This window comes from Burkholderia sp. MSMB1588 (assembly GCF_001546925.1).
Lineage (GTDB): Bacteria > Pseudomonadota > Gammaproteobacteria > Burkholderiales > Burkholderiaceae > Burkholderia > Burkholderia humptydooensis.
The window spans coordinates 114,052-127,034 of record NZ_LNJS01000004.1; the positions used below are offsets into that span (position 1 = coordinate 114,052).

Consider the following 12,983-nt stretch of genomic DNA (forward strand, 5'->3'; position numbering starts at 1 on the left):
CGCTAGTTGAGGCTCTTGCCGAACGCGAGCGAGTTGCGCAGCGTCTCGGACAGGTTGGCGTCGACGGCCCGCTCCATCGCCTGCAGTTCGAGCGCGATGTTGTGGGTGCTCACCGTCTGCGAATACGCTTTCATCAGGGCCTGGTGCGCGAGATTCGTGACCCGGTCCATCTGGGGCTGAATCTCCTTGAGCGAATCCGCCTGGGTGGCGTCCGCGAGCGCCATGTACTTGCCGATCGCTTCCTGCAGATCCTTGACGCATCGGCGGATGTACACCTCCGCGTATTTCGCCGCGACCAGGTCGACGTAGGTCGCGATCGCGCCGTCGCTCAACGATGTGTTGCCGTAACGCGTGCCGGTCGCGATCATGCTGTAGACCGGCAGGTCGGTCGTGTTCAGGAACGCGATGACCTGGTCGACGTTGTCGTGGGGCGAGCGATTGGCGATGTGATCCGCGATGCTCGTCATGCGGTTCTCGACCATCGTGTAGAAGCTGTCCGTGCTCAGGTTGTCCGGGTACGGATGCAGACACCCGTCGTCGGTCGTCGTGTCGCACCGCCAGATCGGCACGTTCACCTTGCTTCCCTTGTCGATGGCGCTGCCGATCAGCGTGGCGACGTCGATGTCGGTGGGCATCAGCGGACGGGGGGTCTGTGGCGTGCCCGAATCGGTCGGAAAGATCATCGAGCCGACCAGCGACATCAGAACCATCCGGTCCTCGTCCGTCATCCCGTCGACGTGCTTGAGCGCCTTCCACACCACATTGCCGGTGGGAAGCACGTCCTTGGCCTGGGGGTTGTTGTTCTTGACGGTGTCGATCACGTCGTTCGCCTTGGACTCGTCATCCATCACGTTGGTCCACGCGTCGGTGATGTTTTCGAAGATGTTGCTGTCGACCCCGAAATTCTTGGCGGCGTCCTGTTTGCCGCGGGTCCAGGTGTCGGGCAGGGCGGCATTGACGAGCCCCTTGGCCGCCGTGCACGAATCCATGTTCAGCCGGTTGACCTGCTGCGCGGTCGCGGCGAGCGCCTGCATCACGTTGTCGCACGTCGGACACAGGTTCTGGATCGCCAGCTTGAAGCCATAGCCGAGTGCGTTGGAGCCGATGTTGCGCAGCATCGCGACGAACTGCTCCTTGTTGATGAATGAGAATCCGCCCATGAACAGGTCGATGCCGCCGCAGCCGGCGTTCCACGACGGCGGCGTCATCGACGCGACCTGATAGGTGCGTCGGGGCATACGCATGAAGAGCGAGCCGCCGGAGAACATGTCCATCGTCTGGCCCTGGAGTGCCCCCGGGCCCGTGACGTTGCCCATCGCATTGACGCTGTTGAACAGGTCCTGCATCGACATGGCGGCCGACGGCTGCGTATAGACGAGGCAGGCGAGGGAGAGCGCGGCGATGACGGCCTGCAGGCAGCGCTGCGCGCCACGGGAGAGGCGATACGCCTTGACCGGGAGCACCTTAGACATGGCGGTCTCCAACGATAGGAATGACGCGTCGCGCCGGGAGATCCCGGGGAGCCGCAACGCTGTCGACGGTGCTCAAGCGCGGCGCCGAGTCCGGGAACGCGTGGTGGACGACGCCGTCGAGCGTGCGTCCGGCGAGCTTCTTGCCGACACTCAGCATGTGAGCGTCGCCGTTGGCAAACGCTGCGGGGTCGTTCCCGTCGTGGACACGGCCGGACAGTTGAATCCACGCGCCGGACCGAGCGACCTCGATCTGCTCGTTGGTGGCGTCGGTCCCCGGCATCCACTGTCCCCATTGCTTGAAGAGGAACGGCACATCGGCCCCATGACATTGATCGCGAAGGCGACGGACCCAAACGGGGTGTGTGATGCGGGCACTGCGCCCGCTTTCGCCGCCGGCGATCACCCAGTCGATCGTGCTCGGGAAGTCCGAATGATTCGTGAACCCGCCTTTCGGGGCATCGAGCGCGGCCGATCGCGCGCCGATGACGTACGGCGCCTCGTTCCAGTAGCCGCCGCGCAGCACGTCGACGCGATGCCCGTCGAGCCCGGGCCACCGCACCGATTCGAGGTCGACCGGGCCGAGCATCGGTTCGATCGACAGGAACCGGATACGAGCCGGCGTGGTGAGCAGCTTCGGGATATCGCGGTCCGCCTCGTCCTGGTTGACCACCGTCGCGCCAAGCCACACGTTGCCGGGCGTGCCGCCCGGAAACATTTCCGCCAGCATCGTGCCGGCGTTGCCGATGCGCTTGGTCAGCAGCAGCCACGTCAGTGCGGGCGTGGCGAGGATCAACTGGCCGAACGCCGGGCGCGCGCCAGCCGGCGCCGCGTTGTCGAACGGATCGCACACACTCGGGAAGACCTTGACGGGTCGGCCGGAGGCGCGCGCCCGCTCGTTCCACCGTAGCGGCTTGTCCCAATGCCGAGGGCAATACGGGCGTCGCGGCGCGCCGGGTCCCCAGTTCTTCCCCCGGCGCAACCACCGGTTCATCGACTCGGCGTAGCAGTGGTCACACCCCGGGCCGACCTTCTGGCAACCTTCCCAGGGCGACCAGGTATGGTCGGTCCACTCGATCTCGCTGTTCTCGCTCATCGCCGCACCATCATGCAGAGGTGCGCGCGACGCCGGATCTCGGCGACGTAATCGTTCAAGTCACCGCTCATCACGAAGTACGTGCGCCGTGCGGCCGGCACGCCGACATACTTCTCGTCGGAAGCGGCGGGGCGCGGCTCGGTACCGGCGATACACACGTTGCACGATCTCGAGTTCGACACGTGAATCGGTGAAAGCTGACCGGCCGCGAGCATCTCGTCGAGCAGCGGTCGAATGCGGTCCGCCTTCAGGTTGAACTGGCTGGCAAGCACATACGGTGCATAGGCAACGCCCGGGTGCATCACCGCGAGCAGTTCGTTGGCCGTGGGGACGGGTCTGAAGCGCGCCATGATCAGATCTCCTTGAACGTGATGGGCTCCATATAGACATGGAGTGCCGCTGGTAAAACGCCGTTATCCGCGCCGCGCTGGTGAAGCATCATTGCGAAGTTGGCGACGTCGACCGGATCCCCCTTGCCGACGTGCTCGACGAGGTATCGCGCGAGCGTGCTGATGTCGCAGCTCGCCGGGTCATTCCATCCGGCTCGGCCCTCGCTCCGCTTCTTGGCTAGCTTCCGTTTCATCCGGGCGGCAAAGATATCGACGGCGACATCGTCCGGATGCAGCGACCCGGCGCGTCGGTTCCAGGCGGCCGCCGCAGTGGTGAGATCGTTGAAGGTGAGTGCCATCCGATAGCCGGGACACGCGAGATCGACGCAGCTTCCGCCGAATTTACCCTCGGACACCCGCATCACGGCATCACGGTCGCAAAACGGGCAGGGGATCAGCTGATATTGGTTAGGCGAGTTCATTGGACGGCTCCTGAAAGGACCGCGTCTGCAGCGACGCGCTCGAAATGGAAGACGACCGGTGCACCGGTTTCTCGAACGAGTCCGCTCATGAGCCCTCCTCGTTGCGTGAGCGCAGTGCCTGCTCAATGAGCCGATGGGCGACCGCTTGCAAGGTCTCACCGGTGCGATCACATTCATTGGCAAGCTGATCTGCCACGGCGGGAGCCAGGTGCAGATCAATCCTTGCGCCCCCTGCGCTCGACAGCCGGTCGCGAAAGCGACGAGTGCGTTCGGTGGGAGTCAGTGCCGGCGCCCGTTTCCGAGAACGAGACTCAGGTATGCTTTTCTCGTCGAGAGTCGTCTTATTCATTGGATTTATCTCCTGGAGCCACCGATGAGCAGCCGGTATCTTTGCCAGAATCCGAATTGCAGCCGCCCACTTGATCCGAGCATCAAGAACCCATGCCCAGGCTGCGGACGCGAAGATCCGCTCGGTAACAAAAGACGTGCTGGTCGAAAGAAATTCGTGATGACGTTTATCGTCTTCTTGGCAATGATCTGGTTCATCACGCACGGGGGCATCGCTACCATGGCCGATTTGACTCGCGACATGCTGAGTCAGCCACGCTAGGTCACGTGCGAGCCTTCCGCGCAGATAGAAACGGCTATCGAGCGACAGGTAAATGCACTGGCCCAGTTCCGGATGCGTTTGCCCCCCGACTCGCCAACGGTAAATGAGCCTTTCTCGCGAGTAGGCACAGTCGATGTGTTCTGAAAGGGCAAGCGCAAATGTGGCCGGTCCCTCGAAATACACGTAGGGGTTGCCGTTGTAAGTCAATACACCGGGTCCACGGTGACCGTGACACGACGCAATCGTGCGGACGCCATCGACTTGATTGAGTGCCTGTACCAGCGGCCAGATACCGCGCTCCACAACGTCAAGCGAGAGCGCGCTGGGCGACACGCAGCCGGTCTCGCGGCGCGGTCCCCATGGCCGAAGAAGGCGATCAAAGATATGTCGACTCACGTGACGGCTCCCACTTGAATGGACGGAGTGCCAGTGATCGGATAGCGCCGTTCGGCAGTACGCGCACCGCCCACCGAACATCTGACGGACCTGTTCGCGCTGCGCTTTGGTCAGGCGGCTCATCGACTCGCTCCTGCGCCGCCGGCATCGGCCGCGACGCGCTCGAAGTAGAAGATGATCGGCGCCGGCGTCTCAGTAAGAAGGCCGAATCGACGCGCATGGCGGTAGGTGGGATAGCTGCGATTCAAGACGTCAAGCGTGCGACTCAGCTTTGCGCGCCATGCCTCAAGCGGCATGGCGTGCTTGTCGATGTTGCAGGGCGCGCAGGCCGGCATGAAGTTCTCGAGCACGTCGTGTTCGGGTCGCGTTGGCGGTCCAGACTTGAACCGGTAGGCCCACGCCCCGCCAGATAGACACCAGACGATGTCCTGCCTGAGATACCAGCCGGCGTCCTGCAGCGCGAAGGCGAGGCGCCACGGCTGGCCGACGAGATCCTTCGGCTTCAGCACTTCGACACGGACGTCGGAGCGCGGGACGGGCGCGTCGTCGCGACGGCGTCCAGCTGTGATCCCCCGCAGCTTCGGGCCACCTCCAACGTGCCCGTTGCCGGCGAGCGTGGAGGTCACCGACGGCGCACCACCGCCGCGCGAGCCTGCATAGCTGTCGCCCATGTTCACCCATGCCGTGCCGTCGTCCGCGAGCAGTTGGCGGGCGAGGTCGAACACCTCGACGAGCGTGTCAATGAACTCGCACAATGTCGATTCCCGTCCGATTTGCCCGTCGACACCGTAATCGCGCAGCCCCCAGTAAGGTGGACTCGTCACGATCGTCTGCACCTTCACGCCGTCGGCGATCATGACGCGCATCAGTTCGCGACAGTTGCCGAAATGGCAGTGATCGATCCAGTCTCTCATCGCGTCCCCCGTCAGAAGTTATCGCCGGCCTTCGTGCCGGTCAGCACGAAGATCCGGTTCACGATCTCGGACAGCGACATCGCGCCGAACCCGATCGGCGCGTGATCGCCCGTCTGCTTCGAGCCAATGAAGAGCGCCGGCACCCGCTCGACGCCCCAGGCGGCGGCTTTCGATCGGCCGTCAGCGGGATGTGGAAACTCGTCGATGCCGCGCCCGTCGACAGTGACGCCCAGCACGTCGATGCCGTACTTGTCCGCGAGCATGCGCATCACCGGCGCCATCGCGTGGCAATACGGGCAGTCCGACCGGAAGAAAAAGATCAAGCCATGGTCCTTGGCCAGCGCCCGCAGCTGCGATTCCTCATCGGCGTCGCGCTTCGCGTCGTAGACCTTGATCGCCGAGTTGTTGGCCGGCCGCGTCAGCGTGTAGTCGAGCGCGGGATCCTGCCAAACCACCCGTCGCCAGTTGTCCGCGAACACAGCGCCTTTCTCCTGCGTCATCTGCCAGAGCTGCAGGTAATCGCGGATGTGATCGGGCGTCGGCTCCATCGTCGCGACGTCGAGCCGGCGCGAGAGCTCCTTGCGCATCTGCTCGGCCGTCTTGATGTCGGGGATCTCGATGCGCTCGCTCGGCGCGGGCTGCGGTTCCGACGCAGGCGGCGCCTCGGCCTGCTCGGGCGCCGGCTTCCTGAGGTCGCAATACCAATTGAAGCGCGGAGCGTACGCGTTGTTGTCCGCACCGTCGCCGGCGTCGCACTGCCAGATCGACGGGTAGTCGAGCGGATTGGTTTGCGCCGGCGCCGCCAGCGCGATGAGCGGCGCAACAACAAGCGGCGCGACAGCGGCACGAGGTTGGATGCGCATCGCTCACTCCGAGTCGCCGGGCGGGCTGCCGTCGGCGCAAATGTTCATCTCGGTGGTCAGCACCGCCGTATCCGGCCCGTTCGGCGTGCGCGCCCCCGCCTGAGACCAGACGAGCTTGAGCCGCTTGCACTCGGGATTGCGGAGCGCGCGCACGGTGCTGACATCGACGGTTAGCAATCCAGACGCATTGAACTGGCGCCGGAACTGCTCGGCGATCGGTCCTGCTACGATGCCGTGCGCATGGCCGGTGTGGATCGCATCCGCTATGAGCAGCAGTGGCGTGTCGACGACCTGTCCGTCGACCTGCGCGCGCGTCGGCGCGGCGGCCACGCAAGCAAGCAGGGCAAGCGCGGGGAGCACGTGAGCGGCAGCACAGTGGCGGGGCATGCTCATGCAGGTTCTCCAGCCGCCACCGCTGACGGTTCAGCATCGCACCACGCCGGGTTCAGGCGTGCTGCCTCCCGATCCGTGACCGCCGCAATCGCATCGGCGATATCGGCGGCGCCGAAGTAGTGTGCGGTGACCGCCAGCGACGTGCCGTGCCGGATCACTGCAGCACACGCCTGCGCTGCCGTCGCGTCCCCGGACGCAACGCGAGCGGCCTGCGAGGCAGCAACCCGGTGCACATGCCGGATCAACATCATCAGCGCGAGCTGGGCGTCAGGGTGCGGGGCGAATGAAGCAGAGAAGTGGTTCACGATGAACTCCCGTTATGGAAACGTCCGGCACGGTCGTCAGTGGCGGCCGCGTCGGACACGGATGCCTCGATGCGCCGAGCGGCGTCCAGGCCTCCCGGTTGTCGCGTCGTCGAAGACGAGCTCGTGCCGGGAACGAAATCCAGATGGCTGTCGGGATCAGACTGGTCGAGCCCCCCGGAGGGCACGCGCCCAGTGCGATCACTGGCGTCCCAGGCGCTGGCGCGCTCCGGGCAGGCGCTGCACACGCCAAGACCTGCGCCGCAGTCCACCCGCTCCCAGAAACACGGGCTTTCGTGCGCGTCGTCCCAGCACGCATGGAAATCGTCACAACCGCAGCTGATGCAGACGGCGATGTCGCGTGGGAGGGTGATCCGAGTTTTAGTGGTCATCGCGCACCTCCGTGGCAGGGCCAGGCGTCGCCGAGACCGCCCGTTCCAGGCGGGCCTTGAGGTGGGTCAGCGTGCGCACGACAGGCGCCTTGTCGACGCGTTTGCCCGGCGCGCGCGCCGCGATCAGGTCCAGTTGCAGGTCGATCGTCCGGATCGCGGCCCGCACCGTATCCGGCAGGGTGTCGCGCTCAAGCGGCGACTTGAGCTGTTGCGCCGCCACGCAGCGCGCCTGCTCGGCGGCGCACGCTTCGAGCGCCACCGTCAGCGGATCGAGCGTCGCGCGCGCGACCGCGGCGAGCGCGAATCTCGCGCCGTTGGTCCACGCCTCGATATCCCCGCCGGGGGCCGCGGGGGCGGCCGGCGCGGTGAACTCGTGGAGCTGCTCGAATGCGAACGAATGGGTGCTGTCGTCCATCTTCAGTCTCCGTTTCCGTAGTAGCCGCTCACCTTGCCGTTCACGGTCTTCTGAACGTTTCCGGTGATGGCGCCTTGATCGGGGTTCTTCGGCGCGATGGAAGCAATGAATTCCGAAAAATCGATCGTGGAGAAATCAAGCTGCGAGATCTGGCTCTGGTTGAATCCGCCGCACTGGTCCATCGGCATGCCGAGTTGCGCCCGGCCCTGACGGTTGATCAGCTTGGCGAGGATCGAGTTGAAGCAGCAGTGGTCCTGTTTTCGCTCGAGGCACACGCCGAGCACTTTCTTGCTGCAGTAAGTGGCGACGTGCACGCACAGGTTCTGGCCGCGCTTGAGCGACAGGGTCTGCTCGGCCGTGTCGCAACGCAGCCACATCTGCACGAGCTGGATGGCGATCGACAGCGCAAACGACGAGGGATCGAACCCGACGAACGTGAACCCGGACGAAAACGAGAAACTGAAGGTGAAGCCGTACGCACCGAACGTGGGCGTGAAGCCGCTGCCGGTAAAGATCGACGTGACGCTGTTCGCCGCGCCGACGCCCTTGCTCATCAGCGTGCTATCGACGGTCTGGTAGAGGCCGTCGTACAAATACTTGGAGCCGGTTGCGATCGCCTTGCCGGCGCCGACCGCCAGCATTGCGTAGTTGATGAAGGCCTGGCCGCCGTCATTCGACTGACAGCAGTTCGACAGCGTGGCGCCGCCGACGCCCTTGATGCTGCAGGATTCCTTGTAGCCCTTGAAGATCTCGACCGAGTTCGGGTTGACACCGTAGACGCCGGCTTCGCGGACCGCTTCGAGGTACGCGACGGATTTGCCGAAATCCTTGTCCTGCGGCGAGCTCGTATCGAAGCAGCCCACCCCGTTCTGGCAGAACGTGCCTTTGTCGCAGACCGTCTGGTTGACGACCTGGTCCGGCGACGTCTTGCATAGGAATGTGTTCTCCTGCGTCAGGCACGTCCCATCATCGGCGCGGGCGATGCACTGGGTGCCAATCTGGCCGCAGCCCCGATCCCGCAGCGGCTGGCAGTCGCTTGCGGCGCTAACCGAGCGGCATTGGTACGTCGCGGTGTAGCGCCAGCACGCGCGCGTGACGTCGACGCCCGAGACGTTCTTCGTCGACGGGCCGTCGACGCAAACCTCGCTGAGCTTCTGGCACGACGGATCGGCTATTGCGGCTGGCGTGTGCATGAACAGCCCCAGCACCGCCGCGACGGCCCACGCGGCGCGTGCGACGCCATGTCGGGCGCGGAGAAGGAGAGGGTTCGGTGTGGTCATGACGGGCCTAGTGCGCACGGGACTCGAGATACAGGCACTGGTCATCCCAGTGGTCCGTGATTGACGTGACGCCGATCACGCCAGTCGCGATTCCTTCGTTTGACGACAAAACGTCGTTACGGAACGCGCAGTTGCCATCCGTGTCGCAGTCGTACTGGCGCTCGGCCCATTCCCAGTAGATGTGATACGAGCAGGACGTGGATCCCGGCTGACATCCGAGAGAATCCCTCAGGATGTACACGGGCACGTCACGGATGCGGTACTCCCAGTCTGGGTGCGTCATCACGAGCAGGTAGCCGGTCCGGTTCCCTGCGGTCGTAACCCACTGGTCCGCCGGGATCGTGGCGACGTCCTTCGGGATCTTCACCAAGGCATTTCGGACCTGGCCGCCGCGGATACCGAATGCGTCGGCTGTCATCTCGATATACGATCTGGATTGGGCCGCCATATCGCATTTCGCGAAGATCTTCACGTGGTCCACCGCGTTGCGCGGAAGGTCCAGCGCCTGCATCAGCTCGTTCTGCTGGCAGCTCATCTGGACGTCGACGGACAGCACCTTCGAGCACGACTGGTTGTCGACGGTCATGCTGTCGGTGCACGTCTCGGTGACGGTCTTGCCGGGAATCGTGGTCTGCTCGACGTGGCATTGCTGCGCGGAACTCCCGGCCGCCGCGCCCGGATTCTTGATCAGGTCGCGCGAGCCGGTCATGATCGGGTCCTTGTTCTTGTCGATCTTGAATTTCGTCCGCTCGGTGGGATTGCGCGTCATGAAGTTGACCGCGTCGCAATCCTGCTGATCGAACGCTGAGCCGGCGCGATACCCCTGACAGTTGATCTGCTTTTGCGATCCGGCGGCGCCGACCGCACCCCGACCGTTTCCGAACTGGCTGGATTCGGGCGCGTTGGTGTTGTAGTACGGCAGGTTCTGCTGACCGGTCGTCGTGCTCACGGCGCCGGCGGCGGCGTCCTTGCCCCCACGGGCGAAGTCCTTGCCGGCCTGGAACGCCGCGTCCGGCGTCGACTGCGCGAACGCCGCCGACACCGCGAGACCCACGAGGAAAGCTGCAGCGCGCGACAACCGTGTTCGATATCCGACGAATGGCGAGCGGCGCATGATCAGTGCTCCCCCAGGCTCACGAGCATCCGGGTCGCGAGCGATTGATAGGCCGGCGATCGCCGGGCAATCTCGCGAAGGGAGTACGGCAACGTCACATCCCCCGAGATGCCGGCAAAGTTCTCCGGCAGCGCACAACCTTCGGCGTCGAGATCGAGCACGTGGTCGGCCTTGACGAGCACGACCGTCGGCACCGTACTGACGCGGTACTGCTTGAAGGCGTTCGGATTGATCTGCACGGCCGACGTGTCGACGCCCAACGCCTGAATGGCGGCGGCCGTCGCCTTGAACGAGCGATCCTTGAACCCGCGCAGCACCACGACCCCGCCGACGCGTGCCGTGTCGCGGATCAACCGCTTGAGCGACTCGGCCGGCATCGACAGACTGGCGAACGCGAGCAGCTCCTCCTGCTTGCGTTGCCCGGCGCGCGCCTCGTAACGCCGTGCAATGGTCAATGGATCGACGTGCGAAGGCGCCGGGGTCGCGATATTCGGGAATGCGTTCGGCGCCGGTTGCACGTCGCCGAACATCTGCTTGCGTTCGCGCTCGATGCGCGCTTGCTCGGCGCGGATACGCTCGTCCGCCGGCATCCGATCTTTCGCGCTCACGGTCGGGAACGGTGAATCGGCGATGATGCCGCGCTGCGTCCCGGTTTGCGCCAGCGCGGACGACGACATCGCCGCCAATACCGCCCACACTGCGATCGAATTCCTGATCATGGGAGCACCCCCAGGCAGCAGTTCTTCTTGCGGAAGACCATGTACGAGAAGTCCTCGCCCTTGTACGGGTAGCTTTTGCCGGCGCCCCAGATCGCCGTGGTGCGGCCGTAGGGCTGGCAGCAGCGGCCGTTGATCTTGGTCGTCTCCGGGATCGGATAGAGCATCTGGTACTTGTATTGGGACTTGTCCATGACCGGCTGGATCGTCGGCCCGCACAACGCGTCGCCGCCGCTGGTGCCCCACATCAGCCCTTCGCGATGCAACTTGGCGGTCATGCGCTGAACCAGCAGCGAGCTCGCCTGAACGTGAGAGATGTGGGCCTGCACGTGGCCGTTGAACGGGTAGATGGACCCATTGCAGCCGGCGCACCAGAACAGCGCGTTGCTGCCGAACCCGGCGCTCGAGAGCACGCAGTCGCCCGCGCATGCGGCCTGCGCGATCGGGTTGCCGAACAGGAAGGTCTCCGGGTTCAGCAGCATCGTGAGCTCGTCGTCGTTCCAGGTCGGATCGATCTCGGTGAGATAGGCGACGTCGAAGCTGCCGGTTTCGAGGCACGAGAAATCGAGCAGCACCTCGAGCCAGAAGAGGATCGGGTCGAGATACCAGTGGACCTGGTAGCGGGATTGCTTCGTCAGATCCTGCTGCTGGCGGATCTCGCCCTCGGGTGCGCGAATGCCGGGGTCGATCTTCACGCCACCGAGCGACACGAAGCAGTACGGCACGCGCGTGACGTCGACGCGCCGCACCGGCTCCCAGAAACCGATCTTCAGGCCAACCACCGGGCCGCAGGTGCACAGCAATCCGCTCGGGTTCGACGTGTCCTCCTGGCCCGCCGTGATGATCGGCGTGCCGCCGAGCGAGATCGGGAACACGCAGCTCCAGCAGATGTCGGTGATCGGGTTCGCAAACTTGCCGTTGCAGTTCAGGCTCTGCGCGTGCGTGGCGAGCGAGCAAGACCCGAGCATCAGCAACAGCGCGACGCGGCGCAGCACGGCGAGCAGGGTGGTGCACGATGGCGTGGCGTGTCGCATCAGTTCAGCTCCCGTGCCGGCACAACGGAAAGCGACAGCGCCTTGCCTTGCTGCCGGACGAGCGCCGGCACCTCGGAGATACCGAAGCGGTGCGACAGCGTGCCGTTCTGATCGAAGTAGACCTGTGTCTTGAATTGCTTGGTCAGGTCGAGCCAGGACCCCGCAATCAGCACCGGTTTGACCCGCGCGTTCGAGCGCGCGAGCAGCCGGACCACCGCCGCCGCTTGCTCCGGATCGCGACCGTCGAAGAACACGAGCGTCTCGGTGAAGGGAATGATGTCAAGCGGATTCACGCTGGTCCCCGCCGGAATCACGATGCGGCCGTCGTCCGTGCGTACCGGTTCGGCATACGTGACGCTGGGATCGATCAGTTGCTCGCTGCGAGCGGTCGCCGTTCGGATGCCATCGACGGGCGCGGGATTGCGCACGCTGTTCAGTGATCGGCGCACGGCTTCCTGTTGGAGCCGGGCGAACTCGCCCGTCTGGGCCTTCTTGCGCAGCTGCGCAAGGATCTGATCGACCGCGCTCGGCTCAGCGATCGGGTAGGTCGGACCGACCGTCCCGAGCATGCCGGCGCATGCGCTGTCGGCCGTAGCGGCGGCCAGCACGAGCGCGAGCGCACATTGCAAGGCAGTGAGCCGTTCAGAAGATTTCATAGGCCCTCCCCTGAATGGCCGAGCGCGGGACATTACCGGTCAGCGCGTAGCGGGAATCGAGGCTGTCCGGGTGCGGGGTTGAGACGAAGTACGAATCAGGCTGGATCACGCCGGGCCGAGCGGGCGCGAGCGGGACGCCCGCGCGAGTGCGCGGCTTGGCGACGCCGATCCGGGTGTCGTTCACGTAATAGACGCCGTTATGCACGGTCACGACGTCGCCGGCGACGCCCATCACGCGCTTGATGAACACGACGCCCTGCGGGTAGGTCGCGCCCCCATGCCAATAGAACGCCACCAGGTCGCCGCGATTGACCGGTGCGCCGATGTGCGTCACGTAGAGCGTGCCCGGCAAGCTCTGCGTGAGGTTGATCGAGAAATCGAACCACGGCGTCAGCGCCCAGCAGACGAATGCACCGAGCGCGAGCCATTGGCACGAACCGATGATCACGAAGCGCACGATCCGGTATCGCAGCGTCCGGCGTGCGATGCGTGCGTCGAGAGAGGGGGCAGATAGCGACATGA

At 64.8% G+C, this 12,983-nt stretch carries 17 protein-coding genes; all 17 read right to left on the bottom strand.

The window, feature by feature from the left end:
* Window positions 1-2: 2 nt before the first annotated feature.
* The 17 genes from WS92_RS29975 to WS92_RS30045 all read right to left on the bottom strand — a co-directional run bounded on the left by WS92_RS29975 (window position 3) and on the right by WS92_RS30045 (window position 12,981).
* A complete protein-coding gene (locus WS92_RS29975; protein ID WP_059928664.1) occupies window positions 3-1,472 on the bottom strand; it encodes a conjugal transfer protein TraH in 1,470 nt (489 codons plus the stop codon).
* Window positions 1,465-2,565: a phage Gp37/Gp68 family protein gene (locus WS92_RS29980; protein WP_082743482.1), complete on the bottom strand. Its 1,101-nt coding sequence runs from the start codon at window positions 2,563-2,565 to the stop codon at window positions 1,465-1,467. The genes WS92_RS29975 and WS92_RS29980 overlap by 8 nt, the downstream gene beginning before the upstream one ends.
* Window positions 2,562-2,915: a hypothetical protein gene (locus tag WS92_RS29985; RefSeq protein ID WP_059928669.1), complete on the bottom strand. Its 354-nt coding sequence runs from the start codon at window positions 2,913-2,915 to the stop codon at window positions 2,562-2,564. Before WS92_RS29985 ends, WS92_RS29980 begins: the two co-directional genes overlap by 4 nt.
* 2 nt (window positions 2,916-2,917) lie before the next feature.
* Entirely contained in the window at window positions 2,918-3,376 is a 459-nt protein-coding gene (locus WS92_RS29990; RefSeq protein WP_059928672.1) for a Lar family restriction alleviation protein, read from the bottom strand.
* 85 nt (window positions 3,377-3,461) lie between these two features.
* A complete protein-coding gene (locus tag WS92_RS36915) occupies window positions 3,462-4,505 on the bottom strand; it encodes a hypothetical protein (protein ID WP_231755856.1) in 1,044 nt (347 codons plus the stop codon).
* Complete coding sequence (locus tag WS92_RS37045) at window positions 4,502-5,296, bottom strand: DNA methyltransferase (RefSeq protein ID WP_059928675.1); 795 nt, start codon at window positions 5,294-5,296, stop codon at window positions 4,502-4,504. Before WS92_RS37045 ends, WS92_RS36915 begins: the two co-directional genes overlap by 4 nt.
* An 11-nt stretch (window positions 5,297-5,307) precedes the next feature.
* Window positions 5,308-6,159 carry a conjugal transfer protein TraF gene (locus tag WS92_RS30000; protein ID WP_059928678.1) on the bottom strand — a complete coding sequence of 284 codons (852 nt, stop codon included), beginning with the start codon at window positions 6,157-6,159 and terminating at the stop codon, window positions 5,308-5,310.
* Between the two features lie 3 nt (window positions 6,160-6,162).
* Complete coding sequence (locus WS92_RS30005; RefSeq protein WP_231755857.1) at window positions 6,163-6,552, bottom strand: hypothetical protein; 390 nt, start codon at window positions 6,550-6,552, stop codon at window positions 6,163-6,165.
* The gene (locus tag WS92_RS30010) at window positions 6,549-6,857 is read right to left on the bottom strand and encodes a hypothetical protein (protein ID WP_231755858.1); all 309 of its coding nucleotides are present in this window, start codon (window positions 6,855-6,857) and stop codon (window positions 6,549-6,551) included. The genes WS92_RS30005 and WS92_RS30010 overlap by 4 nt, the downstream gene beginning before the upstream one ends.
* Entirely contained in the window at window positions 6,854-7,246 is a 393-nt protein-coding gene (locus WS92_RS36180) for a hypothetical protein (RefSeq protein WP_197420740.1), read from the bottom strand. Before WS92_RS36180 ends, WS92_RS30010 begins: the two co-directional genes overlap by 4 nt.
* Window positions 7,236-7,661, bottom strand: coding sequence for a hypothetical protein (locus WS92_RS30015; RefSeq protein ID WP_059928684.1), 426 nt, complete (start codon window positions 7,659-7,661; stop codon window positions 7,236-7,238). Before WS92_RS30015 ends, WS92_RS36180 begins: the two co-directional genes overlap by 11 nt.
* Before the next feature lie 2 nt (window positions 7,662-7,663).
* On the bottom strand, window positions 7,664-8,941 hold the full coding sequence (locus WS92_RS30020; RefSeq protein ID WP_231755859.1) for a conjugal transfer protein TraN: 1,278 nt from the start codon (window positions 8,939-8,941) through the stop codon (window positions 7,664-7,666).
* Window positions 8,942-8,948: 7 nt separating this feature from the next.
* Window positions 8,949-10,055: a hypothetical protein gene (locus tag WS92_RS30025; protein ID WP_231755860.1), complete on the bottom strand. Its 1,107-nt coding sequence runs from the start codon at window positions 10,053-10,055 to the stop codon at window positions 8,949-8,951.
* Window positions 10,056-10,057: 2 nt separating this feature from the next.
* Window positions 10,058-10,774, bottom strand: a complete 717-nt coding sequence (trbC, locus tag WS92_RS30030) for a type-F conjugative transfer system pilin assembly protein TrbC (protein WP_059928694.1) — start codon at window positions 10,772-10,774, stop codon at window positions 10,058-10,060.
* A complete protein-coding gene (traU, locus tag WS92_RS30035) occupies window positions 10,771-11,739 on the bottom strand; it encodes a conjugal transfer pilus assembly protein TraU (RefSeq protein WP_085954777.1) in 969 nt (322 codons plus the stop codon). The genes trbC and traU overlap by 4 nt, the downstream gene beginning before the upstream one ends.
* Window positions 11,740-11,804: 65 nt before the next feature.
* Window positions 11,805-12,461 (bottom strand): type-F conjugative transfer system protein TraW, encoded by a 657-nt coding sequence (gene traW / locus WS92_RS30040; RefSeq protein WP_059928697.1) that lies wholly within the window; start codon window positions 12,459-12,461, stop codon window positions 11,805-11,807.
* A complete protein-coding gene (locus WS92_RS30045) occupies window positions 12,448-12,981 on the bottom strand; it encodes a S26 family signal peptidase (RefSeq protein ID WP_231755861.1) in 534 nt (177 codons plus the stop codon). The genes traW and WS92_RS30045 overlap by 14 nt, the downstream gene beginning before the upstream one ends.
* Between the last annotated feature and the right edge of the window lie 2 nt (window positions 12,982-12,983).